The organism is Flavobacterium glucosi, from assembly GCF_048286535.1.
Classification (GTDB): Bacteria; Bacteroidota; Bacteroidia; order Flavobacteriales; family Flavobacteriaceae; genus Flavobacterium.
On record NZ_JBLVPK010000001.1, the window covers coordinates 565,787 to 592,353 of the forward strand.

A 26,567-nucleotide genomic window follows, 5' to 3' on the forward strand; every position below is an offset into this window, starting at 1 on the left:
GTTTGTTTTAGAAGAAGCATTATTTATTTTAAAAATAAGATATTTGCAGTCTTATTTAAGAAGTATACACAATGGCATCAAAACCGAGCATTCCAAAAGGAACCAGAGATTTTTCACCAACTGAGGTGGCAAAACGTCACTATATCATTCAGATTATAAAAAGTAATTTCGAGAAGTTTGGTTTTCAACCGATAGAAACGCCTTCGTTTGAAAACTCTGAAACCCTGATGGGGAAATACGGAGAAGAAGGCGATCGTTTAATTTTTAAAATATTAAATTCAGGAGATTATTTGGCGAAAGCCAATGCGACACATTTAGAAAATAAAGACAGTACAAAATTAACGGCAAGTATTTCCGAGAAAGCCCTGCGTTATGATTTAACCGTTCCGTTTGCCCGTTATGTGGTACAACATCAAAACGAGATAGAATTCCCATTCAAAAGATACCAGATTCAACCCGTCTGGAGAGCAGATCGTCCGCAAAAAGGACGTTTCAGGGAGTTTTTTCAATGTGATGCGGATGTAGTAGGTTCTAAATCATTGTGGCAAGAAGTAGAATTGGTTCAATTGTATGACACTGTTTTTACCGCTTTAGGTTTAGAAGGGGTAACCATCAAAATCAATAATAGAAAAATATTATCCGGAATTGCGGAAGTGATCGGTGCATCAGATAAATTAATAGATTTCACGGTAGCATTAGACAAACTCGATAAAATAGGCGAGGATGGCGTGAAAAAAGAAATGATGGAGAAAGGAATTTCGGAGGAAGCAATTCTGAAAGTGCAGCCGTTATTTAATTTTACAGGAACTATTTCTGAGAAAATAAACCAACTTTCTGTTTTGCTTGCGGAGTCCAATGAAGGAATGAAGGGAGTTGAAGAGTTGCGTTTTATTTGTGATAATGTCACTGAATTGGGATTGACAACAGCAGTTTTAGATTTGGATGTGACTTTGGCCAGAGGCCTAAATTATTACACGGGTGCTATTTTTGAAGTGGCTCCGCCAAAATCAGTTGCTATGGGATCCATTGGCGGTGGCGGACGATATGATGATTTGACCGGAATTTTCGGATTGAAAAATATGAGTGGCGTGGGAATTTCTTTTGGATTGGATCGAATTTATTTGGTTGTTGAAGAATTGAATTTATTTCCTGAAACTGTTACAGCAACTTCTAAAGCGTTGTTCATTAATTATGGTGACACAGAAGCTTTTTATGCAATGAAAGCGATAAAAGAATTAAGGAATTCAGGTGTAAAAGTAGAATTGTATCCGGATAACGCGAAAGTGGCGAAGCAGTTTCAACATGCTGATAAAAGAGGAATTCCTTTTGCTGTAATCGCAGGGGAACAGGAGATGGTTTCCAATTCTTTTTCGCTTAAAAATTTAGTGAACGGAGAGCAGATTACAGTGGATTTTGAAGGTCTGAAAAACGCATTATTATAGTTTTAGTTGAAAAGCATAAAAAAAGCTTCGTTTTGTAAAACGAAGCTTTTTTTAATATAAGTCAATGGTGAATTAATAATTTTATGAGATAATTTTTTTTAACCTGAACAAAGCTAAATAATCTATATCGAGATAGTCTTAAAATTATATTAAAATTTTAAGTGCGTAAAATTTGTTTTTAAAGAGTGTAGAATTTAAAAAGAATTATAAATTCGATAAAAAGGTGACAATTTGACATTTTAAAAGAATTGGCAGTACTTTTGCAATCCAAAAAAAAGAATAAAAATGAAGTTTAAGAATATTTTTAAAAATACAAGTAATATGACTACTGAAAATACAGAAATTGATCAAGAAATAGATGATGTGACATTAGAAAATAATGCAAATGGAGAGCAAATCATTATTGAGGAATTAAGTCTGGAAGAGCAATTGACTCAAGACTTAGCCAAAGAGAAAGACAAGTATTTACGATTATTTGCTGAATTTGAAAATTACAAACGCAGAACTACTAAAGAGCGTATCGAGTTGTTTAAAACGGCTAACCAAGAAGTTTTACTTGCCATGTTACCTGTTTTAGATGATTTTGACAGAGCAATCACCGAAATAAGCAAATCAGAAGATGAATTGCTACTAAAAGGAGTGGAGCTAATTCATGAAAAATTAAAAAACACTTTAGTTTCTAAAGGATTAGAGCAAGTTGATGTTAAAGCCGGAGACGCTTTTGATGCTGATTTTGCTGAAGCAATCACTCAAATTCCTGCACCTTCAGAAAAAATGAAAGGTAAAATTGTCGACGTTCTTGAAAAAGGATATAAATTAGGAGACAAGATCATTCGTTTCCCAAAAGTTGTTTTAGGACAGTAGTAGATTCGTGATTAATCGCGTATTTATATCACGCGTAGAAGCCCACTGCGGTGTGTCTCTATAAAAGAAAAAATAAAAATGAAAAAAGATTTTTACGAAATATTAGGCATTTCAAAAAATGCTGATGCTGCTGAAATTAAAAAGGCATACCGAAAAAACGCGCTACAATTTCATCCTGACAAAAATCCTGGAGACAAATCGGCAGAAGATAAATTTAAATTGGCTGCTGAAGCTTACGAAATATTAAGCGATCCTCAGAAAAAAGCAAAATACGATCAATATGGTCATCAAGCTTTTGATGGTTCAGGTGGTTTTGGCGGAGGAGGTCATGGCGGAATGAATATGGATGACATTTTTAGTCAGTTTGGTGATATTTTCGGAGGCGGTTTTGGTGGTTTCGGAGGCGGTGGAGGCGGCGGTGTTCGTCGAGCTAAAGGAAGCAACCTTCGTATCAAAGTAAAATTGACATTGGAAGAAATTGCCAATGGCGTTGAGAAAAAAGTAAAAGTAAAACGTAAAGTTCAAGCACCCGGAGTTAGCTATAAAACATGTTCTACTTGTAACGGTCAAGGGCAAGTGATGCGCGTTACGAATACCATTTTGGGTAGAATGCAATCGGCTTCTACATGTCCAACATGTAGTGGTTCAGGTCAAATTTTAGATAGAAAACCATCCGAAGCGGATTCACAAGGAATGATTCTTGAAGATGAAACTGTTTCAATAAAAATACCTGCGGGTGTAGTAGACGGAATGCAACTGAAAGTTTCTAATAAAGGAAACGATGCTCCGGGAAATAGTATTCCGGGAGATTTGATTGTTGCTATTGAAGAATTGGAGCATGAGTTCTTGAAACGTGAAGGAGAGAATTTACACTACGATTTATACATCAGTTTTGCTGAAGCTGTTCTTGGAATTTCCAAAGACATCGAAGCTATAAACGGAAAAGTGAGAATCAAACTGGAAGAAGGTATTCAATCTGGTAAAATTCTGAGATTAAAAGGAAAAGGAATTCCTAGTATCAATGGGTACGGAAACGGAGATTTATTGGTGCATGTAAATGTTTGGACACCAAAAACGCTAAACAAAGATCAAAAACAGTTTTTTGAAAAAAATCTTACCGATGAGAATTTTATTCCAAATCCTGAAAAATCTGACAAATCATTTTTTGAGAAAGTGAAAGACATGTTTTCATAATAATAATAATAATAATAATAATAATAATAAAACGTTTAGAGAGCGGGTTGTCGCGTCTGATCTAAAATAAATACGTCACAACTATCGTGTGTCTTTTTAAAAAATATATTCCCCATCCTTCTTAAAATAAGGATGGGTTTTTTATGTAACTATTCTAAGTATTTCGGTACTAATTATTTACTTTTACACCAATTAAAAAATAAGCATGAGTAACATTCTTGAAGTGAATAAAGTTGTCAAGCAATACGGAGATTATGTGGCGCTTAACGAGGTTTCATTAATGGTTCCAAAGGGAAGTATCTACGGGCTTTTAGGTCCAAATGGAGCCGGAAAAACATCACTTATCCGAATTATAAATCAAATTACATTGCCTGACAGTGGCGAAATTATTTTGGATGGTGAAAAACTGCAACCCAAACACGTTCAATATATAGGGTATTTACCCGAAGAAAGAGGATTGTACAACACGATGAAAGTGGGGGAACAATGCTTGTATTTGGCTCAAATGAAAGGACTTTCTAAGGCTGAAGCTAAAAAACAACTGGAGTATTGGTTCGAAAGATTAGAAATTCAAGGTTGGTGGAACAAGAAAATCCAAGAGCTTTCTAAAGGAATGGCGCAGAAAATTCAGTTTGTAGTATGTGTTTTGCACAAACCAAAACTGTTGATTTTTGACGAACCTTTTTCTGGTTTTGATCCCGTAAACGCCAATATCATCAAAGATGAAATTCTGGCATTGCGAGAAGAAGGAGCTACCATAATTTTCTCTACCCACCGCATGGAAAGTGTGGAGGAATTATGTGATCATATCGCCTTGATTCATAAATCCAATAAACTTATTGAAGGAAAACTGGATGATGTAAAAAGACAATTTAAAACGAATAGTTTTGAAGTGGGCATTTTGTCGGAGAATGTAGAAGGATTGATGTACGCAATTACGCAGAAATTTACCGTTGGTCCAGCTCATTTTAAATCACTGAACAACGAATTAAAACTGGAAATTCAACTCGGGAACGCCACGCCAAATGAATTGTTGAATATCCTCACTCAATGCGGTCAGGTAACGCACTTTGTAGAAAAAATACCAAGTGTCAATGATATTTTTATACAAACAGTAACACAATAGATTTTTAGATCGAATCTAAAAATCTAAGAAGTCTAAAAGTCTAAGAAGTCTAACTATCCAACAATCTAAAATGTCTATAGTATCATTAATTATAAAAAGAGAGTTTATTGCCAAAGTGCGCAATAAATCTTTTATTGTTATGACTTTTTTAAGTCCGTTACTATTTGTGGGAATAGCCGTTTTTGTAGCGTATTTAAGTTCCATGAAAGCAGATACCAAACGAATTGCTATTCATGACGAATCGGGTATGTTTGTAAAGGAATTTACATCACAAAACAATAAAGATAAAGCGTACAAATACCTTGATTTGTCTGTAATAGATTTAAAATTTCTCAAAGACAGTATCACAAATGAAAGCTATGAAGGATTGTTGTACATTCCAAAAGCGAGTAATTCCAAGGATTTCGAAAGTAAAATCCAATTTATTTCAAACAGTAGTCCCAGTATTTCATTCATTGAAAATGTTCAGGATGTAATTGCCAATAAACTGACTAAGAATAATTTAGAAAAAGCACATTTAGATACACTGGCTATTAAAAATGCCCAGTCAAAAGTGAATATCAGCTTGACAAAAGCATCTGGTGAAGAAAGCGTCAAAGGACTTAACGAAATTAAAATTGGGATTGGTGGTGCATTTGGATATCTTATAATGATGTTCATCATCATCTACGGAAACATGGTGATGCGAAGTGTCATCGAAGAAAAAACCAGCCGAATAGTAGAAATTATAATTTCCTCGGTCAAACCATTTCAATTGATGATGGGGAAAATCATAGGAACTTCATTAGCAGGATTACTGCAATTCTTTATTTGGGCAATAATCGGAATGTCATTAATGTTTGCAGCCTCCGTATTTTTTGGCGTAAATGTGGGACCAACAGCCAGCGTTTCTCCTGAATTGATGCATGCTGCTCAGCAAGAAATGACTGGAACTGCCCAAATATATATCAAGGAATTATGGAATTTACCCATTGCAAGTATCCTTGTTGGATTTGTGATTTATTTCATTGGCGGTTATTTTCTATACAGTTCATTTTACGCGGCAATTGGAGCTGCAGTGGATAATCAAACGGATTCACAGCAGTTTCTTTTGCCTATCATCATGCCATTAATGTTGAGCGTTTACGTCGGTTTTTTTACTGTTATCAATGATCCACACGGGACAATTGCAGTCGTTTTTTCAATGATTCCACTCACCTCACCGATCGTTATGCTGATGCGAATTCCGTTTGGCGTACCTTTGTGGCAAATTGCAATATCAGTAACATTATTATTTGGAAGCTTCTTTTTTGTAGTCTGGTTCGCCGCAAAAATATACCGAATAGGAATACTCATGTATGGCAAAAAACCAACGTGGAGTGAAATGTATCGTTGGTTGAAATATTAAATAAAGGTTGATTCGGTTATTTGATTATTCGTTTAATCGATTAAACAGATAGCCGAATTAACAAATTAACAAATTATCAAAAATGAGCAAAATACTAATCATAGAAGACGAAGCCGCAATTCGAAGAGTACTTACAAAAATACTCACCGAAGAAAACGACACCTATCAAGTGGAAGAAGCTGAAGATGGTGCTGCAGGATTTGAAAAAATAAAAAACAACGATTACGATTTGGTTTTGTGCGATATTAAAATGCCAAAAATGGACGGTGTCGAAGTTTTGGAAGCCGTCAAAAAAATTAAACCTGAAATCCCTATGGTGATGATTTCCGGTCATGGCGACATGGAAACGGCAATCAATACGATGCGTTTGGGAGCGTTTGATTACATCTCAAAACCACCGGATTTAAACCGATTATTGAATACGGTTCGCAATGCTTTAGACAAAAAACAACTCGTAGTAGAGAATAAAATTCTGAAGAAAAAAGTCAGTAAAAACTACGAAATGATTGGCGAAAGCGAAGCGATCAATCACATCAAAGTGATGATTGAAAAAGTAGCACAAACCGAAGCCAGAGTTTTAATTACCGGACCAAACGGAACCGGAAAAGAATTGGTTGCGCACCAATTACATGAAAAAAGTGAAAGAGCTAATTTCCCTTTAATCGAAGTGAATTGTGCTGCTATTCCGTCTGAGCTGATAGAAAGCGAATTATTTGGTCATGTAAAAGGAGCGTTTACTTCGGCGGTGAAAGACCGTGCAGGAAAATTTGAAGCCGCTGATAAAGGAACTATTTTCTTGGATGAAATTGGGGATATGAGTCTTTCGGCACAAGCCAAAGTATTGCGTGCTTTACAAGAAAGTATGATTACCAGAGTGGGAGCGGATAAGGACATCAAAGTTGATGTTCGAGTGGTTGCGGCTACTAATAAAGATTTAAATAAAGAAATTGCAGAAGGGCGTTTCCGGGAAGATTTATACCATCGTTTGGCTGTAATTTTGATTAAAGTTCCATCATTGAATGATAGGCGAGAAGACATCCCGATGTTAATTTCACATTTTGCAGATAAAATTGCTTCAGAGCAAGGAAATGCAGTAAAAAAATTCTCCTCCCCAGCGATTAATTTGTTAAAGGAATACGATTGGACAGGAAATATCCGTGAATTGCGAAATGTAGTGGAACGCTTGATTATCCTTGGGGGAAGCGAAATTTCCGAAAATGATGTGAAGTTATTTGCATCTAAATAATTAAATAATTTAAAGATTGAATAATTTAAAAATTAGGGAGGTAATCTTTTAATTTTTAAATAATTAAATCTTTCAATATAAAATAAATGAAACTAAAAAAAATAAACGAAGAGTTACAACAAGCCTTAATTGAAAACGGTTTAACTGAGGCCAATGCGATGCAAAAAGAAACATTTTCGACATTGAAAAGTGGTTCGGATTGTATTATTATTGCACCAAAAGGAAGCGGAAAATCAACAACAATTGTGCTGAATGTAATTCAGAAATTGGCAGGTGCAACCGAAGAATCACCTAGGGCTTTGATTATAGTTGAAGACAAAGCGAAAGTATTGGAAATGGAATCGCTTTTTGAAAAATACGGAAAGTATTCTGATTTAGAAGTTTACGGTGTTCATGATAAAGGAGATATGGAATATGATAAAAATTATATTTCCAGCGGAGTTGATGTATTGATTGGGACTCCAAACAAGTTAAGCGAAATGTTTACCACGGCTGGATTTAATGTAAACCGATTGAAAATGTTTATTTTGGATGATGCAGACCCAATTTTGAGATTGCGTCATGAAACTAAAATTATGCGTATTTCGAACAGTATTGTCAGAACGCAGCGCATTATTTTTTCGGAACAATTCACGGAACGAATAGAAGTTCTTGCTGAAAAAATGCTGGAGGAGCCTTTTGAATTCGATTTTGATGGTCAAGACGAAGAGGAGGATGAAGATTTCGAACCTGAAACACAAGATGACTTTGAGGAGCTAGAAGGTGATGAAGAAAAGGGTACTAAATAATTAAATAAAGAACAAGATGGGATTAATGAAAGTGTTTTCGGGAAGTGAAATTTTAGCTTTAGCGTTACAACAAAGAATTGAAGCAATAGGCGTTGAAACCGTTTTGAAAAATAACATACAATCAGCTCGATTGGGAGGTTTTGGAGAACTAGGTCAAGCGGTGGAATTGTTTATCCAAGAAACGGAGTTTTCTAAAGCGAATCCAGTTATTGAAGAATTTAGGATGAGTATTTAACCGCATTCATAATAAAAAGCAGAATGAAATATAAAATGTTAGTTTTGGACATGGATGACACTTTGTTAACCGATGACCATATCATTTCAGACGAGAATAAAGCAATGTTGTTTAAGGCACAGGAATTGGGTGTTTATGTTATTTTGGCTTCCGGAAGGCCTACGCCTGCAATGACAGCTTACGCCAAAGAATTGCAATTGGATAATTCGTATATGATATCCTATAACGGAGCTGTAATTACGGATTTAAAGGAAGATAAAGTCATTTTTGAACAGACGTTGACCCAAGAACAAATCCATGAATTGTATGATTACAGTTTAAAAAGTAAGACACATATTATTACTTATGTTGATGGAAAAATTGTGAGTGAGACAGATTCTGAATACATTGAGATCGAAAAAAACATCACCGGTTTAAAGCACAATAAAGTTCTTAGTTTTAAAGAGGAGGTTCAATCTTCCGCTGTAAAATGTATCTTATTAGAAGAGCCAAGTTATTTAAAAGAAGTAGAAAAAGATTTGAAAGCGACTATGCCACATCTTAGTGTCAGCATGTCAAAGCCTTTCTTTCTTGAAGTAGCACAAAACGGAATTGATAAAGGAGCTAGTATTAAATTTTTAGCTGAAAAACTGAATATTCATCAAAGTGAAATCATAGCCGTAGGAAACGCAGGAAATGATTTAACCATGATTGAATATGCCGGATTGGGGGTTTGGGTAGATAATGTAGATCCAGAATTGAGAGATAAAGGCGATGTTATTGTTGCGTCAAATAATGATCATGGTGTGGCAGAAGTGGTGAGACGATTTATCTTGAATTAAGATTTTTAAGTGAAGCATAAGACAAATATTCGATTTGTCTATTATTAAAATATCCGATAATTTACATGGTGCGCTATGTAAATTATCGGATATTTTAATAACAGTTCTTGTCTTTGTTGTATGGTAAGAAGAAAGAAATATTTGTCTGCTGTTTTATGGAGAAATGGATAAACTATGTTTAAGAGGGATTTGTACTACTGTTAAAAAAAATATTTTTAAGAAAAGAAAAAGTATGTTTTCTGAAATCTAAATAGTATCCTAAAAAAGGAACTATTTGAATTTTTTACTTGGGTTTTCACTAGTGCTAAAAACGGATGTTATGATAATGTATTTATCGTCAGTACTATATAAAATAATAAAAGGGAATTTTTTTACGACTGCCTGCCTGTATATTTATGAACAACTTTGTATGTGGTGTAATTTAAAACGATTGATTTGTAGCAGTTTTCTAATTCGTCAAGAAATCGTTCTCCTAAATTTTTGCATCTAGATTTATAAAATTCATAAGCAACGATTGTATCAATATTAGCTCGAAAAGTAAATTTAAGATTTCTTTTCATTATAGCTTTTCTGGCATTGATTTTTATCTCTTTCCAAGTGAATGTAGGTTCTTCTCCAGAATAGTATTTTTGTATCGCTTCTTCTAAAACTAATTTTTGTTCATTAGTTAATTCATATTCAGAAGTTTCGTCATTCAAGATACTTTTTATGTAGTCCAATGTATTTTTGTCTTCTAAATGAATAATTTTTTCAATTAACTCTAGTTTATCTTTTTGTAAATTAGTTGATTGCATGATTTTAATTTTTAGAATCCATTTTCAAATATAATGATAATCCAATTTTAAATCTTGCAATTTATATGTAAATTTGCACACTCAATTTTTTGACAACGATTTCATTAATTGAGTTATCTTATGAAAAATAGAAAAAAAGTTGCTTTTTATACGCTGGGTTGCAAACTGAATTTTTCAGAAACCTCTACGATTGCACGTAATTTACAGGACGAAGGTTTTGATCGCGTTGATTTTGAGGAAGTAGCTGATATGTACGTAATTAATACATGTTCCGTTACTGAAAATGCAGATAAGCAGTTCAAGCAAGTGGTGCGTAAAGCAATGAAATTGAATAATAAAGCATTTGTAGCTGCAGTAGGATGTTATGCGCAATTGAAACCGGAAGAATTAGCGAGTGTAGATGGAGTGGATTTAGTTCTTGGTGCTACAGAAAAATTTAAATTGGCAGATTATATCAATGATTTGTCTAAAAATGATTTTGGAGAAGTGCATTCCTGCGAAATTGCCGAAGCTGATTTCTATGTGGGAAGTTATTCGATAGGAGACAGAACCCGTGCTTTCTTAAAAGTACAAGATGGTTGCGATTATAAATGTACCTATTGCACGATTCCATTAGCTAGAGGAATTTCGAGAAGTGATGAACTGGAAAATGTATTGAAAAATGCTTCAGAAATTTCGAAACAAAACATAAAAGAAATTGTGCTTACCGGTGTAAATATTGGGGATTACGGAAAAGGGGAATTTGGAAATAAAAAACACGAACATACTTTCTTAGAATTAGTTCAGGAATTAGACAAAGTGGAAGGAATCGAACGATTGCGAATTTCGTCAATTGAACCGAATTTATTGAAAAATGAAACGATCGAATTTGTATCGAAAAGCAGGACTTTTGTACCGCATTTTCATATTCCGTTGCAATCCGGAAGTAACGATATTCTAAAGTTGATGAAGCGTCGGTACCAACGTGAAATTTATACCGAAAGAGTGAATAAGATTCGGGAAGTCATGCCTCACGCTTGTATTGGTGTGGATGTGATTGTTGGTTTTCCGGGTGAAACTGATGAGCATTTCTTAGAAACCTATCATTTCTTGAATGATATGGATATTTCGTATTTGCATGTTTTCACGTATTCAGAACGTGATAATACTGAAGCGGCAGTAATGGAAGGTGTTGTTCCTGGAAATGTTCGGGCAAAACGCAGCAAAATGATGCGTGGCTTATCCGTTAAAAAGCGTCGTGCTTTTTATGAAAGCCAGTTGGGAACAAACAGAATTGTTTTGTTCGAAAGCGAAAATAAAGAAGGGTATATTCATGGTTTTACTGAAAACTACGTCAAAGTAAAGACGCCTTGGAATCCAGAATTAGTCAATACCTTACATGAAATCAATTTGACTAAAATTGATGAAGACGGAAGTGTACGAATGGAATTTGCTTCGGCTTTGGTGTAAGTTTAAATTATTTTTCAACCATATAAGTCATATAAGTTAAAGATTTTTTTAAAAAAAAACTATTAAGGGATTAAGTTCATTAAGTCTACGCTTAATTTTCTTAATCCCTTAATGATTTTTATAGTGCCAGTCGTTCATTCGACTTTAAGACTTTTGACTTTCGACTACTTTTAAGGATTCGTAGACCAAATACTACTGTTTTTTATAAAAACGCGTCGGTTTAGTTTGAGTTGTGCGATGATTAATTCGGCCATATCTTCAGCTTGCATGACTTTTTCCGGATTTCCATCGGTCAGTTTTAAATCTTTGGCCATTTCAGTGGCAACAGTGCTTGGTGTTACTGCCGTCACGCGAATATTATGCTTGCGCACTTCTTGCATCAGCGATTCCGTCAATCCTAAAACAGCAAATTTTGAAGCACTGTAGGCACTAGTTAAAGCATTTCCGCTTAATCCTGCTGTCGAAGAAATATTGATAATATCGCCAATTTGTCTTTCAATCATATTAGGTAGCACGGCGCGGGTCACATAATACGTTCCCATTAAGTTTACCTGAATAATGCGTTCCCAATCCGTAGGTTCTAATTCTAAGAATTTTCCAAAAGCAGCAATTCCGGCATTATTGATTAAAATATCAATAGTTCCAAATTCAGCCAATGCTTTGGTAACGGCAGCGTTTACCGAATTAATATCGGCAACATCAGCGGTTATTGCCAGCGCTTTGACTCTTAACGAACGTGCTTTTGCAGCTACACTGTCTATTTCTTCCTGTGTTCTGGCTACCAAAATTACATTTACGCCTTCTTTGGCTAAGGCCAAAGCGATTGCTTTTCCAATTCCTTTTCCTGCGCCGGTGATCAGGGCATTTTTATTTTTTAAGTCTGTCATTTTATGAATTATTTGAGGCCAATAAAAGGCTAAGTTTACTGTAAAAGTAGTGCGTTTTAGACTTGAAATCTATTTTGATTTTCTATTTAATCTAAATTTAACGTTCTATATATTTTGACTAAAAGACACATTTTTTAATTGAAGTTGATTTCATTTTTGTCCAAAGTCAATTTGTAAATATCCGTTTCTAAAACTTCGGTGTCTTTGTCTTCACAAAGCAGGAACTCGATTTTTTCTTTTGAATTGGTGTATAAAGTCAATCCTTCGAATTTATGGGTGTTACTGATTTTTTGAGTGAAATCGATTTTCATGGTTTTCAGGTTGATTCTCCCTATAAGACTTCCTAAAACTTCGCCATCATCATAAGTTGATTCGGTATCTTCGGCTGTAGCCAAAAAATAAATGCTGTTGTCGACTAAAATGGCATCGGTAAAACTACTGCGCACTCCTTTTATTTTTGGGAGTTTGTAGGCGTTAGAAAGTATAGTGAAATCGTTGGTCAGGTTTTTTCCTTCGATGGTGAAAAGAACATTTTTATTGGAACTTCCGTTGCCACGATTTAATAAAAACCAACTTTCGCCAGTATAGATGGCGCCTTCAATATTGAAATCTTCGGGTTTTATTGCTCCGAAATTTTGCATCACGGCATACAAATCGGCGATGTCATTTGTCGCAACTACTTTTTTATCGCCGGAGTTGACTTGTATCATATTGTTTCTTTTTTGGGTGGATCCAGAGCCAAAAATATATAAACTATCACCAAAATGAGTTATGGCTTCAAAATCAGCTTTGTCTTTTTTTAGCGTATTTTCGGTGGGGTTTTCCAGTAATGGATGGCGTTTTAAATCCTGAGAATTGATGTGATATTCATAAAGAAAACCGCTGTTGTCACCTATAATCAATAGTGAATTGTCTTTATATATAAGTCCTGATGCGGAACCAATGCCGATGATTTGAAATAATAATTCGAGTGTAAATTTTTCCATTGTATTTGTTTTGAAAAGGAGTGCCTAGCCCAGATAGTAGTGAAAATCCTTTTATTATTTTTTTTAAAATAATAAAAGATTGCAACGAATAGCTGGAAAAAGCTCCTGAAATTCATCAGGATTAATCCTTATAATTTGTTATATTTGAGTTTGCAAAGATAAAATATTTCATATGAAGTCTATAAACCCCGACGATTTTAAAGTGATTGGCAAAATTGATTTGTCCCGTATTCCTACGAACCTTTTTAATGGAAATAGTGATGATGAAAAGGAAGATAAATTAGATAAAGTGCAGGTCAAATTGAGTGAAATACAGGATGTGATGTATGCGCACAATCGCTATGGCGTTTTGATTTGTTTGCAAGGTATGGATACTTCGGGGAAGGATAGTATGATTCGGGAAGTTTTCAAAGAGTTTAATTCCCGTGGTGTGGTGGTGCATAGTTTTAAAACGCCGAATTCAACTGAACTGGAACACGATTATTTGTGGAGACATTATTTGGTTTTGCCTGAAAAAGGGAAGTTTACGGTTTTTAACAGGTCACATTATGAGAATGTTTTGGTCACCAGAGTGCATCCTGAATATATTGTGAATGAAAATTTGCCTGGTATTGAAACTGTTGCTGATATTACGGCGCAGTTTTGGGAAAATAGAATGGAGCAAATCAATAATTTTGAAAAGCACATTACCCAAAACGGAACGATTATGTTGAAATTCTTTTTGCACATGAGTAAAGAAGAACAAAGACAACGCTTGTTACGCCGACTAGAAGAGCAAAAACACAATTGGAAATTCTCGACAGGCGATTTGAAAGAAAGGGATCATTGGGATGATTACTTGCATTATTACGAGGAAGCAATTAACAATACAAGTTCAGAATATGCACCTTGGTATGTCATTCCAGCTGATGATAAGGAAATGGCGCGGTATATCGTGGCCAAAATTATTTGGGAAGAAATGCAAAAACACACTGATATTCAAGAGCCTAAAATGGAGGAGAAAGTTAGGGAAAATATCGAAATGTATAAAGAGATGTTGAAGAAAGAGCATTAGTTTTCTTACGAAAGTTATTTGAAGTTTATCATTGTATTACGATATGGTTAGTATGTAAAATTATTGTTTTTATCGCTTTAAAATTCAGCCAACTCTTGGCTTTTTATTAATATTTAATTCATTCAGAGTTTAAATTCACGGCATTACTTTGCTAAAAATTTAAACAATCGACCAAAATGAAAAGAATTATTTTACCAATGTTATTTTTAGCATCATTAATCTCATGTGAGAATGATTCTAAATCTTCGGATGCAGCAACTAGTGTTATTTTAATGAATCAATCTTTGACTCCAGTGTTATTGAAAAAGCAAGCGGGCTTTGAAAGCTTAGAGCTTTTTTCATTGATAGCTTCTGATGATGTTTTGGCAGGAAGTCCAAATTTTGTTTTTGGAGGTTCTGCGGATGGATCAGGATTATTGAAAAATACGGATGGTACTTTTACTTTTTTGGTTAATCACGAAGACAATTTTGCGGTATCAAGAGTCACATTCGACAAAACATTCAAACCTACAAAAGGAGAATATTTATTGAATTCTAATGGTGGAACTTGGAGGTTGTGTGGAGCTACAATGGCAACGGTTGCTGAACATGGTTTTGGTCCATTGTATTTGACTTGTGGAGAATCTGGTGAAGAATCGCGTACTCATGCCATAAATCCTTTTGGAGATGTTGCTTCTGCTTCAGTTTCTAAAGAATTACCTGCTTTGGGAAGAATAAGTGCTGAAAATGCTTTGCCGTTAAAAGCATCTGCGTTTGCAGGAAAAACAGTGGTAGTAATAGGAGATGATGATTCAGGAACGTATGGCGGCCAAGTGTTTATGTATGTTTCAAACACGGTTGGTGATTTAGCGAACGGTTCTTTGTACATGATGAAAAGAACGGATAACAATCAGAGAGAGAAAGATATGGTTGTGAACCAATCGTACGGTGTTTCTTTTGTGAAAATTGAGAACCATACTACAATGACCGGAGCGGCTATAAATGCATCTGTAAATACATTGAAAGGAATCAAATTTGGAAGAGTAGAGGATTTGGATTATAAAAAAGGTACAGATGCCGGAGCAAGAGAAATTTATTTTAATGTTACAGGACAAAATACAACCGGAGCAAATGCAGATGCTTCAAGAACAAAATATGGTCGAGTTTACAAATTAAATTTGGATGCAAATAACCCTTTGGCTGGTACTCTTGAAGTAATTCTTGATGGCGATGACCGTACTGGAATTGCTGGAAAATTCCAAAATCCGGATAATATCTGTGTGACAAAAAACTACGTTTATGTTCAGGAAGATGCCAATGGATATGGTGATGAAACCCACGATGCTTACATTTACCAATACAACATGGCGACAAAACAAATGAAAGTGGTTGTTGAGTTAGACCACCGTCGTACGGCTACAGATGCTACAAAATATAATGTAGGAGGAACAAGTAAATTGGGGGATTGGGAATACGGAGCCATGATTGATGTTTCAGAACAATTAGGGATTGATGATACCTTTTTATTGAGTGTTCAGCCTCATACTTGGAGAGGGACAAAATATAAAGGTGTCGATGGAGGAACGAATCGTCCAAATGAAGATCAGGCAAGTCAAATTGTTTTAATCAAAGGATTAGCACGATAATTAACCCAACCAAATAGTTACAAATATCCACGGTTTCTCATTTGGAACCGTGGTTTTTGTTTTTTACAATTTTTTAAAGTTACTCGCATTTATCATGAAAAACAGTTTCATTTTATTGGTTCTAATTGTAATGGTCTCTTGCCAAAATGCTATTCCTAAGCATGAAACGGTAAATAATATATTCAAATCAGATATTCTAAAAGTCATAGATGCGGTTTCTAAACTGGAGCATTTAATACAGTTAAATTCCTCAACAGTTCAGCTGCAGCAACAGTTTCTAAAGGCGCACAGCAGTTACAAACAAGTGGAAACGATGAGTGAATATTATTTCCCGGTTGTTTCTAAAGCTATAAATGGTCCAGCTTTGGCAGAATTTGAAGAAAATGATGGAAAGACTTTGCCTCCCGAAGGGTTTCAAGTGATTGAAGAATTTATTTTTCCGGCATATAATCCAAAATCAAAAGCAGAGTTGTTGGAAGAAATGGGTATTTTATCGGCTAATTTAAATCGATTGGACAAAGTGTCACAAACGAATGAATTGACAGATTCCCATGTTTTTGATGCGATGCGTTTGGAAGTCTTTAGAATTATAACCTTGGGAATAACCGGATTTGATTCCCCGATTGCTCAAAAATCCATTCCGGAAGCAGCATCAGCATTAGAAAGCATCGAGAAATATTATAAAATTTATGCGGATAATTCAGCCGATGAATCTTTTCAGAGCGTTTTAAAAGCGATTAAAAAAGGAAAGGAGTATTTAAAAACGAATACCAACTTTAATACATTTGACCGCGCTTTTTTTATTCGAGAAATCGCCAATCCGTTAAGTATTGGTTTGCATAAAACGCAAGTCAGCTTGAAAATTCCTTTTATAAAAGAAACAAGAGGATTAAAAACAACTGCGCAGACACTTTTTGATAAAAACGCTTTTGATGCCGAAGCTTTCTCCGCATTTCCAGATTATGAAACAACGCCTGAAAAAATAGAATTAGGGAAATTATTGTTCAATGATCCTGTTTTATCCGGAGATAATTCTCGTTCTTGTGCTTCCTGTCACCATTCAGATAAAGCATTCACGGATGGTTTGGAGAAATCCATTTCATTAGACGGTAAATCTTTGGTAAAAAGAAATACGCCTACCCTTACTCATATTGCATTTCAGCGTGCTTTCTTCTCAGATTCCAGAGTCAATTATTTAGAAGATCAGGCTGTAGCGGTCATTACAAATGAAAATGAAATGCACGGTTCATTGGCAAAATCAGTTGCAGCTTTAAAAAAAGAAGCGAGTTATGTTGCCAAGTTCCAAAAGGCATTTCCTAAAAAAGAGATAGATGAATTTGGCATAAAAAATGCATTAGGATCCTACATAAGATCATTGAGTATTTATGATTCAAAGTTTGATGGATTTATGCGAGGAGCAGAAAAATTTGATTTGGATGAAATTGCCGGGTTTAATTTATTCGCTGGAAAGGCAAAATGCGCTACGTGTCATTTTATTCCATTGACAAACGGAACGGTACCACCAAGTTTTGTGAAATCAGAAAGTGAAGTGTTGGGCGTTCCTGATAAATATAAAAAATTAGATCCTGATTTGGGTAAATTTGAAGTAACGAAAGCCGAAATTCATCGTAATTCTTTTAAAACACCAACCATAAGAAATGTAGAATTGACCGCACCTTACATGCACAATGGTGTTTTTAAAACGATGGAAGAAGTAATTGATTTTTACAATGACGGCGGTGGAAACGGATTGGGTTTTAACATACAAAATCAAACGTTACCCGAAGACAAACTGAATCTTACGGACTTGGAAAAAAAACAGCTTATAGCTTTTATGAAAACATTGACGGATAAGAAGTACTACTGATAGTAAACAAAAAATGCGCTGAAATTCAGCGCATTTTTATTAACTAACTCAAAATTTTTTACAATTGAAAACCATAAGCTAAACGTACACCTACTTGTCCAACACCTCTACCAAGAGAACCGTTAGTGTTTAAACGATCAAAATGATTGTAGTGAGTATAGTTCAAAGAAATATCGATGTATTTCGTAGCATAACCTATACTTGGAGATAACAATAAAGAAGTTTTGTCTCTAGTATTGTCTACATTACTTACTGCAAATGCTGCACCAGCTTCTCCCATAACGTAAAATTGATCTTCCCAAATAAAAGCTTTGAAACCCGCTTTAGCTGGAATAATACCTAAATCTTTTCCTTCTGTTTGACCAGGAAACGCATCAGCTTTGCTTACAAATAAATTAGTGTAACCAGTAGTCAACGTCAAAGAGTATCTTTGAGATAAATCATATTGTCCTCTTACATCTGCACCAAGTGATAATTTATAAGGATCATTAGTAGAATATCCAGCATTTAAACCAACACCTAAACGGAAACCTTGATCGTAATTTGTAGTCTCATTAACTTCTTTTGTTTCTTGTGCTTGTACATTGCTAGCAAACATCATTGCTATTGCAAATACAAATAACATTTTGATTTTTCCTGTCATTTTCATAATTATAATTTTTTATTTATTGTTTTATTGTTGCTAATTAGATTTAATTACCCGTTGGCAACATTGCAAAATTACACTGCTAACAGACGTAGTTTGTTATAGAATTGTTTGATTTTGTTATAGAATTACTTGTTTTATTCAAATAAGCTATCACTGAGGAGTGTTTTATTATCAATTGTATTGAAAGAATTGAAACCTTCTAATTATCTTTGCCATCAAAAAAAGCAAAAAGTGAATTCATCTCAATACTTTAAAGAGTTTTCTTATAATATTAAATTAGCATATCCTGTAGTTTTAGGAATGTTAGGACATACATTAATCGGTATCGTTGATAATTTCATGGTAGGCAAATTGGGCTCTACAGAGTTGGCTGCCGTTTCATTGGGTAATAGCTTTATATTCATTGCTTTGTCTTTAGGAATCGGGTTTTCTACTGCAATTACTCCTTTAGTGGCTGAGGCTGATGCTGAAAAAGATGATCAAAAAATCCGTTCGACTTTTCATCATGGATTGCTTTTGTGTACGGTTTTAGGAGTTGCATTATTTATTTTGACGGTGCTCTCTAAACAAATTATGTATTTGATGCACCAACCCAAAGAAGTAGCTGATATGGCTGCTCCATATATTGATTGGGTTGCATTTTCTTTGATTCCAGTGATTATCTATCAGGGATACAAACAATTTGCAGATGGTTTAGCCAAAACAAAATATTCGATGTATGCTATTTTCATGGCTAACGTAGTACATATTTTTTTTAATTACGTACTCATTTATGGAATTTGGATTTTTCCAAAATTAGGAATTCTGGGTGCTGCACTGGGAACGGTATTATCAAGGATTATGATGGTCGTTTTCATGCATTATCTGATGAAAAGAAATTCAGCGTTGAGAAAATATTTTAAAAATTTCAGTTTCAAAGAAATTAGAAAATCAATATTGAAAAAAATCATCAATCTTGGTTTGCCTTCAGCGATGCAAATGTTGTTTGAAGTGACTTTGTTTACCGCTGCGATTTGGCTTTCTGGTTCTTTGGGAAAAAATAGTCAGGCTGCCAATCAGATTGCACTTATTTTAGCGTCCTCAACTTTTATGGTTGCTATGGGTTTAAGCGTTACTGCAATGATCCGAGTGAGCCATACTAAAGGAATGAACGATTATAAGAAGTTGATTGTTGTAGCGCGATCTATTTTCCTATTGGCAATTATACTGGAAACTTTTTTTGCAATAATCTTTGTGGTATTTCATAATTTTTTACCGCATTTATTCTTGAATATGACGGATTCAGCTCAGATGCTGGATAACGAAGAAATCATCCTAATCACTTCAAAATTACTATTGATTGCAGCCATTTTCCAAATCTCGGATGGAATTCAAGTCGTTGTTTTGGGAGCGTTACGGGGTTTACAAGATGTAAAAATTCCCATGTACATAACCTTTGTGGCGTATTGGGTAATAGGTTTTCCTATTTCGTATTATTTAGGAAAATATACGGAGCTCAAAGCCGTTGGAATTTGGATCGGGCTTCTGGCAGGGTTAACCGCAGCCGCTTTATTTTTGTATATTCGCTTTGCGAGATTGACAAGAAAGTTGGTGGTGCAAAACGAGAACAAATAAAATAATAAATTACTTAACTATTAAATTCATGGAATTACCAAAATTTTTACTGGGCGATAACACTGATTTTCCCGAGGATATTTTCATCATACATCTTGATTACCCTAGATTTATAATTAATCTGAAAGATGATGAGGTAGAATTTATGGAAGAAGCTGAAGATCTTGACGAAGCAGAATTAAATGCAGAAATGGAAGGATTAATCGTTCTTGCCAATGAGTTTTATGACCGAGAAATTAAACTTTACGAAGAATAGTTGGTTTTTTTTTACCTAATTGATATTCAAATGAAAAATATATTTATGTATTCCCTGTTTGTTTTTGGCGCATTACTCGTAATTAAGGGGGTTTTTAATTTTTTTCCTTTTGAAATTCGTTCAAATGAAAACTCTAGTGATGCCTATAATTATGGACATACAATAGGATATGTTATAGGGAAATTTGCTGAGATTGCCTTAGGCTTAATGATCATAAATTACGGTTACGAAGCCTATTTAAAGAGAAAGATCGTAAAATAATATTTTAGTCTTTTTCAAAATACTTTTTCAATAATTTTTGAGCGGCTGCAAAGGGTGAGATTTCATCATTTTGCACCGCTTTTTTAGTTGAATCCAATGATTTTTGAATTTCAGGATTGCTGTAAAAATTGGTTTTCAATTGCTCGTTGATGGTCTCCAGCATCCAATATTGGTTTTGTTCTTTTCGCTTTTCAAAGAAATAGTTATTGCCTTTTGTCAGTTCCAGAAATTTTTGAATGGTTTCCCAAACATCGGATATTCCTTCATGGGTAATGGCGCTACAGGCTGCAGTTGTGGGTGTCCAACCTGATTTTTTAGCAGGAAAAAGATGCAACGCTCTATTGAATTCCAGTTTAGCAAGATGCGCTCTTTTGATATTGTCACCATCGGCTTTATTGATGACGATAGCATCTGCCATTTCCATGATGCCACGTTTGATACCCTGCAATTCATCGCCCGCACCAGAAATTTTTAATAGCAGAAAAAAATCAACCATGCTGTGAACGGCAGTTTCACTTTGGCCTACGCCAACGGTTTCTATGATGATAGTGTCAAAACCGGCAGCCTCACAAAGCGTAATGGTTTCGCGGGTTTTTCGAGCTACACCACCTAATGTTTCCCCCGAAGCGGAGGGTCGTATAAAAGCATTTTTATCTTTAACTAATTCTTCCATTCGGGTTTTATCACCTAAAATGCTTCCATGTGAAATCGTGCTGCTGGGGTCAACGGCAAGTACCGCTACTTTTTTCCCTAAACCAGTCAAATATTTTCCAAAAGCTTCTATGAAGGTGCTTTTTCCAACGCCTGGAACTCCAGTAATCCCTATTCTGATGGATTTGTTAGCATGAGGCAAACAGGCATTTATTACTTCGTTGGCTTTCGCCAAATGATTGACATTCGTACTTTCTACTAAAGTAATGGCGCGACTCAGTGCAGTAATATTTTCGCCTAAAATACCTTCAACGAGTTCTTTTTTAGAAGGTTGTATTTTTCTAAATTGCTGAATATGCTTAACAGCAACGGTGCTGATAATTTCTGGTGGAGAAATTCCGGGTTTTTCGTTTAAGGCGCTTGGATGGTGTTTTTTATTTGACAAAACTATTTTTTAGAATAGTAAAAATAATAAAACTATCTTGAATAGAAGGCCATTCTCTTAAAATGTAATTTCATTTTGAGGGTTCATTTTTTATAGAGGATATTTTACAAATTTTATTTTTTTGAATTCATTTTGTAAATCATTAGCAATATCTTTGCTGTATTATGACTAATTTCATCCTAATTTTTGTTTTTTTATTCCTAGGTATTGTATTCCAAAATATAAAAGGATTTCCCGTAACTATTTACAAGCTATTAAACGAGATTGTTATTTATATCTGTCTTCCAGCGCTCGCTTTGTATTATATTCCAAAAATAAAATGGAGCACTGAATTGTTATTCCCAATTGGAGTTGCTTGGATTGGATTTATTGTATCCTATTTATTTTTTAGTTTTCTAGGCAGTAAATTCGGCTGGTCTAAGAAACTTATTGGTTGTTTAATTTTAACGGCCGGTTTGGGTAATACTTCCTTTTTAGGTTACCCAATAATTGAAGCATTATACGGGGAAGACGGTTTAAAAACGGCTATTCTAGTCGATCAACCCGGTTCTTTTGTGGTGCTTTCTACATTAGGAATTCTCGTGGCAACTTTATATTCCAGTGGGAACCCAAGCGGTTTTCAAATCGCCAAAAAAATTCTTCTTTTTCCACCATTTATCACTTTTTTGATAGCCTGTTTGATGAATGTTTTTAATTTTGATTTCCAGGATTATGTTCAGCTTTTATTACAAAAACTGGGTAGCGGAGTAACACCTTTGGCTTTACTTTCGGTTGGTTTACAAATGCGTTTTGACCGAAAAAGCCAGCATTGGAAGTTTTTGGGACTGGGACTTTTGTATAAATTAATATTGACCCCGGCTCTCATTTACGTGTTGTATGTCGTAATTTTGCAACAGCATTCTAAAATTATTCAAGTTGCTATATTGGAGTCAGCGATGGCACCTATGATTACCGCTTGTATTTTAGCTTCTACTCACGGTTTAAAACCGCGTTTAAGCAGCATGATGATTGGTTTTGGAATCCCATTATCGTTTATTACCTTGTTGTTTTGGTATTTTGTGGTTCAGTTTCTTTAAATTTTATAAAACGAATCGGAACCAATAATTAGTAATATAGTTTTATTTAAAAATATGAATTCATCTCCTGATACTGTATCAAAAATAGATACAGCTCCCATTGCACAGCAAACCGTTTATCCGATATTATTTGCCATTGCATTCGCCCATTTATTGAATGATTTATTACAAGCCGTGATTCCTGCATCATATCCTATTTTAAAAGAAAATTTCAATTTAACGTTTACACAAATCGGATTAATCACCTTGGCGTATCAGTTGGCAGCTTCTATATTGCAGCCTTTAGTTGGTTTGTATACGGACAAAAAACCAAAGCCTTTTTCTCAAATTTTCGGAATGCTATTCACTTTATCCGGAATCGTGTTTTTATCGTATGCTTCCAGTTTTTCGATGATTATAATTTCGGTTGTTTTGGTGGGGATTGGTTCTTCGATTTTTCATCCTGAAGCGTCCCGAATCTCCTTTTTGGCATCTGGAGGAAAGCGTGGTTTGGCACAGTCCATTTTCCAGCTGGGAGGCAATGCCGGAACAGCAATAGGCCCTTTGTTAGTCGCTTTGATTGTGGTTCCTAATTCACAATATTACATCATTTGGTTTGTGATTGTTGCCATTCTCGGATTGATTGTTTTGAGTAGAATTGCGTTGTGGTATCAAAATCATTTAAGTTTAAGAAGTGCAAAAAAAGCCGTAATCGATTTGCCTAATTTATCCCAAAAAACGATAGTTACTTCAGTGGGAATTTTATTGGTTTTGATATTTTCAAAATTCTTTTACATGGCCAGCATGTCCAGCTATTTTACGTTTTACTTAATCGAAAAATTTGGATTATCAGTGCAGGAAGCGCAATTTCATTTGGTTTTGTTTTTGGCTTCTTGTGCCATTGGAACCTTAATTGGCGGACCGTTAGGTGATAAATTCGGAAGAAAATATGTCATTTGGTTTTCGGTTTTGGGAGCAGCACCTTTTACTTTATTGTTGCCGTATGTTGATTTGTTTTGGACAGGCGTTTTGTCAGTCTTAATTGGAATCATAATCTCCTCTGCATTTCCGGCAATCTTAGTTTATGCGCAAGAATTATTGCCTAAAAAACTCGGAATGGTTTCCGGTCTTTTCTATGGTTTTGCCTTTGGAATGGGCGGTTTGGGTTCCGCTTTATTGGGGAATCTTGCCGATCACACCAGCATTACCTATGTGTATTATCTGTGTGCTTATTTGCCTTTGATAGGAATAATAGCGCTCTTTCTGCCTAATTTAAAGAAAAAATAACACCTCTTTTCAGGAGCTTTTTCCTGCTCTACACTATATCCCGATTAATAAAAACTACGGCTGAAAAAGCCTTGTTTTTCTATATCGGGAGATGCCGTTGCGATCAGGGCTAGGGCATTTGGTTTCTTAATAGCATTATTTTTAAAGTTTTGCTTTCTGGTTTTTATAAAAATTTAGTACAATTTTAAGATTAGTTTTCTCCTTTATTGCTTTTATTTCAATAACTTACAGTGTTACTAATCAATTAAATAAATGACTATGGCAACATTACGATTAGGCGATATTGCTCCTGATTTTGAAGCAGAAACGTCACAAGGAAAAATAAAATTTCATGAATGGTTAGGAGATTCTTGGGGAGTTCTATTCTCTCATCCAGCTGATTTTACACCTGTTTGTACCACGGAGTTAGGAACAGTTGCAAATTATTATCCTGAATTTGAAAAACGAAATGTAAAAGTAATTGCATTGAGTGTAGATGGTGTTGATTCACACATGGAGTGGATTAAAGATATCAATGAAACTCAAAATACAACTGTAAATTTTCCTATAATTGCCGATGAAGACAAGCATGTTGCTGAATTGTACGATATGATTCATCCCAATGCAAATGAGAGTTTTACAGTTCGCTCGGTTTTTATAATTGGACCAGACAAGAAAATAAAATTGACGTTGACGTATCCCGCATCAACCGGTAGAAATTTTGATGAATTATTACGTGTAATTGATAGTTTGCAATTGACAGCTAAATACAGCGTAGCAACCCCTGCAAACTGGAAAGATGGTGATAAGGTGGTAATATCAACAGCAGTTAAGGACGAAGATATTGCTGCTAAATTTCCAAAAGGCTACGAAAGAGTAAAACCATATTTAAGAATGACACCGCAGCCTAATAAATAGTAATTTTCGATACAGCTTTTAAATAAAAAAGCAGAATGAAGATAAATTCATTCTGCTTTTTTATTTAGCACATTCATCAGACGGTTAGGAATTTAAATTTTTAATACAGTAAATAATGTCTTTAAATGCTCTCTTTACCTCTAAATCTCATTGTTAGAATTACTAATTAATTTAGTAGTAAAAAAATCGGAATAGTTACTTTTTATTGGTAATTAATAACCCGGAAATAATGATTCCCATACTTATGATTTGAGTCAATAAAATAGCTTGGTTTAGAAAAAAATATGCCAGAATCCCACTGAATACCGGAATCAAATAATAAATTAAAGCTGTTTTTGAGGTCCCAATTAGTCGTATGGCTTCGTTCCATAAATAAAATGAAATTAAGGAAGCGCCAACGCCAACGTATGTTGTTACCAAGACTGTTTTAGTATCAAAAATTACTTTTTTATAATAAATGTGTTCATACATATAAAAAGGGAACAGTAAAATGGTACCAATTACAAATACACTAAACAAAAACACTTTTGGTGTTAATTCACCTGGTTTTTTTCGTACTAGTATTGTATAATAAGCAAAAAAGAAGCAAGCCACAAACATCAATAAATCCCCAATGGTGAAGTTAATATGGAGTAATGCTTGTAAGGAACCTTTGGAAATAAGCACTAAAACTCCCGTGATTATAGTTGCAATTCCCACTATTTTTATATTGGATACTTTCTCTTTAAAAATAATTCTGGAGAGGACAACAATAAATAATGGAATCGAAATGGCAATTAACGATAGATTGACTGCGCTTGTTGTTTTTCCTGCAAAATAAATTAGTGTATTAAAAATAGTGATGCCCAGTACTGCTGTAAGCGTAAGATACCGAATGTGTTTCTTTACAATTTTTAAATTTTCATAAGTACTTTTTATAGCAAATGGAGCCAAAACAATACAAGCAACTGTCCAGCGCCAAAAAGCCAATCCAATAGGAGGAATATGACCTTTTATCCCACTGGCAATTACCATATTTACGGACCAAAGTATGGTTGCGAATAAGGCAAATGAAACTCCTTTAGTGGTGTTGTTCATTAAATAAGATTGTTTATTTTGGCATATTGTAGTAACATAATGGTTTTTGCATCCTGCATGTGACCGGATTCAATCATAGCATACGCTTCGTCAAAAGACATTTCCATAACATCTATATTTTCTTCTTCATGTGCTACTCCTCCACCATCACTCACTTTCATGGATTCATCGTATTCAGCAACAAATAGATATAATATTTCAGTTACGGCTCCGGGAGACATATAGGTTTCCATTACCTTTTTTACTTTAGAAATGCGGTAACCTGTTTCTTCTTCAGTTTCTCTAATGATGCATTCCTCTGGATTATCTTGGTCCAGAAGTCCGGCACAAACCTCAATCATCATTCCGGTTTCATTTCCGTTAAGGTACGTCGGCAAGCGAAACTGACGTGTTAAAATAACTGTTTTTTGTTGTGCGTTATAAAGCAAAATAGCGGAGCCGTTTCCTCTATCATAGACTTCTCTTTTTTGGGTAATCCAAGAGTCGTCTTTTTTTTGATAGTCAAAAGTTACCTTGTTTAAGAGATACCAGTTGTCGGAGAGCAATTCAGTTTTTTGTATTTTGATACTTGGATTTTTCATTCGCTTGGATTGGTTTTTTAAACTAAAAA

General features: G+C 34.8%; 26 protein-coding genes. 19 read left to right on the forward strand and 7 right to left on the reverse strand.

Going from position 1 to position 26,567, the window contains the following annotated elements; genetic code table 11:
- Positions 1-71 precede the first annotated feature (71 nt).
- The 9 genes from hisS to ACNQGD_RS02750 all read left to right on the forward strand — a co-directional run bounded on the left by hisS (position 72) and on the right by ACNQGD_RS02750 (position 9,103).
- The gene (gene hisS, locus ACNQGD_RS02710) at positions 72-1,442 is read left to right on the forward strand and encodes a histidine--tRNA ligase (RefSeq protein WP_417998200.1); all 1,371 of its coding nucleotides are present in this window, start codon (positions 72-74) and stop codon (positions 1,440-1,442) included.
- A gap of 285 nt (positions 1,443-1,727) precedes the next feature.
- Complete coding sequence (locus tag ACNQGD_RS02715) at positions 1,728-2,306, forward strand: nucleotide exchange factor GrpE (RefSeq protein ID WP_417992623.1); 579 nt, start codon at positions 1,728-1,730, stop codon at positions 2,304-2,306.
- A 78-nt stretch (positions 2,307-2,384) separates the two neighbouring features.
- Entirely contained in the window at positions 2,385-3,500 is a 1,116-nt protein-coding gene (dnaJ, locus tag ACNQGD_RS02720) for a molecular chaperone DnaJ (protein ID WP_417998201.1), read from the forward strand.
- A 205-nt stretch (positions 3,501-3,705) separates the two neighbouring features.
- The gene (locus ACNQGD_RS02725; protein WP_417998202.1) at positions 3,706-4,626 is read left to right on the forward strand and encodes an ABC transporter ATP-binding protein; all 921 of its coding nucleotides are present in this window, start codon (positions 3,706-3,708) and stop codon (positions 4,624-4,626) included.
- 70 nt (positions 4,627-4,696) lie between these two features.
- Entirely contained in the window at positions 4,697-6,013 is a 1,317-nt protein-coding gene (locus tag ACNQGD_RS02730) for an ABC transporter permease (RefSeq protein WP_417998203.1), read from the forward strand.
- An 82-nt stretch (positions 6,014-6,095) separates the two neighbouring features.
- The gene (locus ACNQGD_RS02735; protein WP_417992627.1) at positions 6,096-7,259 is read left to right on the forward strand and encodes a sigma-54-dependent transcriptional regulator; all 1,164 of its coding nucleotides are present in this window, start codon (positions 6,096-6,098) and stop codon (positions 7,257-7,259) included.
- 86 nt (positions 7,260-7,345) lie between these two features.
- Complete coding sequence (locus ACNQGD_RS02740; RefSeq protein WP_417998204.1) at positions 7,346-8,047, forward strand: DEAD/DEAH box helicase; 702 nt, start codon at positions 7,346-7,348, stop codon at positions 8,045-8,047.
- Positions 8,048-8,063: 16 nt separating this feature from the next.
- Positions 8,064-8,282, forward strand: a complete 219-nt coding sequence (locus tag ACNQGD_RS02745) for a putative signal transducing protein (protein ID WP_417996747.1) — start codon at positions 8,064-8,066, stop codon at positions 8,280-8,282.
- A gap of 23 nt (positions 8,283-8,305) precedes the next feature.
- A complete protein-coding gene (locus ACNQGD_RS02750; RefSeq protein WP_417996746.1) occupies positions 8,306-9,103 on the forward strand; it encodes a Cof-type HAD-IIB family hydrolase in 798 nt (265 codons plus the stop codon).
- 371 nt (positions 9,104-9,474) lie between these two features.
- On the opposite strand, the gene ACNQGD_RS02755 is transcribed toward ACNQGD_RS02750, so the two are convergent.
- Positions 9,475-9,897 (reverse strand): hypothetical protein, encoded by a 423-nt coding sequence (locus tag ACNQGD_RS02755; RefSeq protein WP_417998205.1) that lies wholly within the window; start codon positions 9,895-9,897, stop codon positions 9,475-9,477.
- A gap of 120 nt (positions 9,898-10,017) precedes the next feature.
- On the opposite strand from ACNQGD_RS02755, the gene mtaB reads away from it, so the two are divergent.
- Complete coding sequence (gene mtaB, locus ACNQGD_RS02760; protein ID WP_417998206.1) at positions 10,018-11,346, forward strand: tRNA (N(6)-L-threonylcarbamoyladenosine(37)-C(2))-methylthiotransferase MtaB; 1,329 nt, start codon at positions 10,018-10,020, stop codon at positions 11,344-11,346.
- A 170-nt stretch (positions 11,347-11,516) separates the two neighbouring features.
- Here the strand turns inward: mtaB and ACNQGD_RS02765 are convergent, their stop codons facing one another.
- A complete protein-coding gene (locus ACNQGD_RS02765; protein ID WP_417996743.1) occupies positions 11,517-12,233 on the reverse strand; it encodes a 3-ketoacyl-ACP reductase in 717 nt (238 codons plus the stop codon).
- 134 nt (positions 12,234-12,367) lie between these two features.
- Positions 12,368-13,219: a DUF6929 family protein gene (locus ACNQGD_RS02770; RefSeq protein WP_417998207.1), complete on the reverse strand. Its 852-nt coding sequence runs from the start codon at positions 13,217-13,219 to the stop codon at positions 12,368-12,370.
- Positions 13,220-13,391: 172 nt separating this feature from the next.
- Between ACNQGD_RS02770 and ACNQGD_RS02775 the strand changes: the two genes are divergently transcribed.
- The 3 genes from ACNQGD_RS02775 to ACNQGD_RS02785 all read left to right on the forward strand — a co-directional run bounded on the left by ACNQGD_RS02775 (position 13,392) and on the right by ACNQGD_RS02785 (position 17,765).
- Positions 13,392-14,273 carry a PPK2 family polyphosphate kinase gene (locus tag ACNQGD_RS02775; RefSeq protein WP_417998208.1) on the forward strand — a complete coding sequence of 294 codons (882 nt, stop codon included), beginning with the start codon at positions 13,392-13,394 and terminating at the stop codon, positions 14,271-14,273.
- 176 nt (positions 14,274-14,449) lie between these two features.
- Positions 14,450-15,898 (forward strand): PhoX family protein, encoded by a 1,449-nt coding sequence (locus tag ACNQGD_RS02780; RefSeq protein ID WP_417996740.1) that lies wholly within the window; start codon positions 14,450-14,452, stop codon positions 15,896-15,898.
- Positions 15,899-15,992: 94 nt separating this feature from the next.
- Entirely contained in the window at positions 15,993-17,765 is a 1,773-nt protein-coding gene (locus ACNQGD_RS02785; RefSeq protein ID WP_417998209.1) for a cytochrome c peroxidase, read from the forward strand.
- A gap of 58 nt (positions 17,766-17,823) precedes the next feature.
- Here ACNQGD_RS02785 and ACNQGD_RS02790 read toward each other — a convergent pair whose 3' ends face one another.
- Positions 17,824-18,414 carry a hypothetical protein gene (locus ACNQGD_RS02790; RefSeq protein WP_417992638.1) on the reverse strand — a complete coding sequence of 197 codons (591 nt, stop codon included), beginning with the start codon at positions 18,412-18,414 and terminating at the stop codon, positions 17,824-17,826.
- A gap of 231 nt (positions 18,415-18,645) precedes the next feature.
- Here ACNQGD_RS02790 and ACNQGD_RS02795 point away from each other — a divergent pair, with 231 nt between their 5' ends.
- From ACNQGD_RS02795 to ACNQGD_RS02805, 3 genes are read left to right on the forward strand one after another with little or no spacing between them, the layout of a single operon-like run.
- A complete protein-coding gene (locus tag ACNQGD_RS02795) occupies positions 18,646-20,028 on the forward strand; it encodes an MATE family efflux transporter (protein ID WP_417998210.1) in 1,383 nt (460 codons plus the stop codon).
- A gap of 28 nt (positions 20,029-20,056) precedes the next feature.
- Entirely contained in the window at positions 20,057-20,284 is a 228-nt protein-coding gene (locus ACNQGD_RS02800; RefSeq protein ID WP_091204000.1) for a hypothetical protein, read from the forward strand.
- A 30-nt stretch (positions 20,285-20,314) separates the two neighbouring features.
- Positions 20,315-20,545 carry a hypothetical protein gene (locus ACNQGD_RS02805; RefSeq protein ID WP_417998211.1) on the forward strand — a complete coding sequence of 77 codons (231 nt, stop codon included), beginning with the start codon at positions 20,315-20,317 and terminating at the stop codon, positions 20,543-20,545.
- A 4-nt stretch (positions 20,546-20,549) separates the two neighbouring features.
- On the opposite strand, the gene meaB is transcribed toward ACNQGD_RS02805, so the two are convergent.
- Positions 20,550-21,641, reverse strand: coding sequence for a methylmalonyl Co-A mutase-associated GTPase MeaB (meaB, locus tag ACNQGD_RS02810; RefSeq protein WP_417998212.1), 1,092 nt, complete (start codon positions 21,639-21,641; stop codon positions 20,550-20,552).
- 164 nt (positions 21,642-21,805) lie between these two features.
- Between meaB and ACNQGD_RS02815 the strand changes: the two genes are divergently transcribed.
- The 3 genes from ACNQGD_RS02815 to ACNQGD_RS02825 all read left to right on the forward strand — a co-directional run bounded on the left by ACNQGD_RS02815 (position 21,806) and on the right by ACNQGD_RS02825 (position 24,880).
- Positions 21,806-22,717 (forward strand): AEC family transporter, encoded by a 912-nt coding sequence (locus tag ACNQGD_RS02815; RefSeq protein WP_417998213.1) that lies wholly within the window; start codon positions 21,806-21,808, stop codon positions 22,715-22,717.
- A 54-nt stretch (positions 22,718-22,771) separates the two neighbouring features.
- A complete protein-coding gene (locus ACNQGD_RS02820; RefSeq protein WP_417998214.1) occupies positions 22,772-23,983 on the forward strand; it encodes an MFS transporter in 1,212 nt (403 codons plus the stop codon).
- Positions 23,984-24,241: 258 nt separating this feature from the next.
- Positions 24,242-24,880 carry a peroxiredoxin gene (locus ACNQGD_RS02825; protein ID WP_131917079.1) on the forward strand — a complete coding sequence of 213 codons (639 nt, stop codon included), beginning with the start codon at positions 24,242-24,244 and terminating at the stop codon, positions 24,878-24,880.
- A gap of 195 nt (positions 24,881-25,075) precedes the next feature.
- Here the strand turns inward: ACNQGD_RS02825 and ACNQGD_RS02830 are convergent, their stop codons facing one another.
- Together ACNQGD_RS02830 and nudK are read right to left on the reverse strand one after the other, a co-directional pair.
- Positions 25,076-25,957 carry a DMT family transporter gene (locus ACNQGD_RS02830; RefSeq protein ID WP_417998215.1) on the reverse strand — a complete coding sequence of 294 codons (882 nt, stop codon included), beginning with the start codon at positions 25,955-25,957 and terminating at the stop codon, positions 25,076-25,078.
- A complete protein-coding gene (gene nudK / locus ACNQGD_RS02835; RefSeq protein WP_417998216.1) occupies positions 25,957-26,538 on the reverse strand; it encodes a GDP-mannose pyrophosphatase NudK in 582 nt (193 codons plus the stop codon). The genes ACNQGD_RS02830 and nudK overlap by 1 nt, the downstream gene beginning before the upstream one ends.
- Positions 26,539-26,567: the final 29 nt, after the last annotated feature.

What these genes read in the sequence shown, in the direction of transcription:
- hisS (WP_417998200.1), top strand. Translation starts at nt 72, where the DNA reads ATGGCATCAAAACCGAGCATTCCAAAAGGAACCAGAGATTTTTCACCA.
- ACNQGD_RS02715 (WP_417992623.1), top strand. Translation starts at nt 1,728, where the DNA reads ATGAAGTTTAAGAATATTTTTAAAAATACAAGTAATATGACTACTGAA.
- dnaJ (WP_417998201.1), top strand. Translation starts at nt 2,385, where the DNA reads ATGAAAAAAGATTTTTACGAAATATTAGGCATTTCAAAAAATGCTGAT.
- ACNQGD_RS02725 (WP_417998202.1), top strand. Translation starts at nt 3,706, where the DNA reads ATGAGTAACATTCTTGAAGTGAATAAAGTTGTCAAGCAATACGGAGAT.
- ACNQGD_RS02730 (WP_417998203.1), top strand. Translation starts at nt 4,697, where the DNA reads ATGTCTATAGTATCATTAATTATAAAAAGAGAGTTTATTGCCAAAGTG.
- ACNQGD_RS02735 (WP_417992627.1), top strand. Translation starts at nt 6,096, where the DNA reads ATGAGCAAAATACTAATCATAGAAGACGAAGCCGCAATTCGAAGAGTA.
- ACNQGD_RS02740 (WP_417998204.1), top strand. Translation starts at nt 7,346, where the DNA reads ATGAAACTAAAAAAAATAAACGAAGAGTTACAACAAGCCTTAATTGAA.
- ACNQGD_RS02745 (WP_417996747.1), top strand. Translation starts at nt 8,064, where the DNA reads ATGGGATTAATGAAAGTGTTTTCGGGAAGTGAAATTTTAGCTTTAGCG.
- ACNQGD_RS02750 (WP_417996746.1), top strand. Translation starts at nt 8,306, where the DNA reads ATGAAATATAAAATGTTAGTTTTGGACATGGATGACACTTTGTTAACC.
- ACNQGD_RS02755 (WP_417998205.1), bottom strand. Translation starts at nt 9,897, where the DNA reads ATGCAATCAACTAATTTACAAAAAGATAAACTAGAGTTAATTGAAAAA.
- mtaB (WP_417998206.1), top strand. Translation starts at nt 10,018, where the DNA reads ATGAAAAATAGAAAAAAAGTTGCTTTTTATACGCTGGGTTGCAAACTG.
- ACNQGD_RS02765 (WP_417996743.1), bottom strand. Translation starts at nt 12,233, where the DNA reads ATGACAGACTTAAAAAATAAAAATGCCCTGATCACCGGCGCAGGAAAA.
- ACNQGD_RS02770 (WP_417998207.1), bottom strand. Translation starts at nt 13,219, where the DNA reads ATGGAAAAATTTACACTCGAATTATTATTTCAAATCATCGGCATTGGT.
- ACNQGD_RS02775 (WP_417998208.1), top strand. Translation starts at nt 13,392, where the DNA reads ATGAAGTCTATAAACCCCGACGATTTTAAAGTGATTGGCAAAATTGAT.
- ACNQGD_RS02780 (WP_417996740.1), top strand. Translation starts at nt 14,450, where the DNA reads ATGAAAAGAATTATTTTACCAATGTTATTTTTAGCATCATTAATCTCA.
- ACNQGD_RS02785 (WP_417998209.1), top strand. Translation starts at nt 15,993, where the DNA reads ATGAAAAACAGTTTCATTTTATTGGTTCTAATTGTAATGGTCTCTTGC.
- ACNQGD_RS02790 (WP_417992638.1), bottom strand. Translation starts at nt 18,414, where the DNA reads ATGAAAATGACAGGAAAAATCAAAATGTTATTTGTATTTGCAATAGCA.
- ACNQGD_RS02800 (WP_091204000.1), top strand. Translation starts at nt 20,057, where the DNA reads ATGGAATTACCAAAATTTTTACTGGGCGATAACACTGATTTTCCCGAG.
- ACNQGD_RS02805 (WP_417998211.1), top strand. Translation starts at nt 20,315, where the DNA reads ATGAAAAATATATTTATGTATTCCCTGTTTGTTTTTGGCGCATTACTC.
- ACNQGD_RS02815 (WP_417998213.1), top strand. Translation starts at nt 21,806, where the DNA reads ATGACTAATTTCATCCTAATTTTTGTTTTTTTATTCCTAGGTATTGTA.
- ACNQGD_RS02820 (WP_417998214.1), top strand. Translation starts at nt 22,772, where the DNA reads ATGAATTCATCTCCTGATACTGTATCAAAAATAGATACAGCTCCCATT.
- ACNQGD_RS02825 (WP_131917079.1), top strand. Translation starts at nt 24,242, where the DNA reads ATGGCAACATTACGATTAGGCGATATTGCTCCTGATTTTGAAGCAGAA.
- ACNQGD_RS02830 (WP_417998215.1), bottom strand. Translation starts at nt 25,957, where the DNA reads ATGAACAACACCACTAAAGGAGTTTCATTTGCCTTATTCGCAACCATA.
- nudK (WP_417998216.1), bottom strand. Translation starts at nt 26,538, where the DNA reads ATGAAAAATCCAAGTATCAAAATACAAAAAACTGAATTGCTCTCCGAC.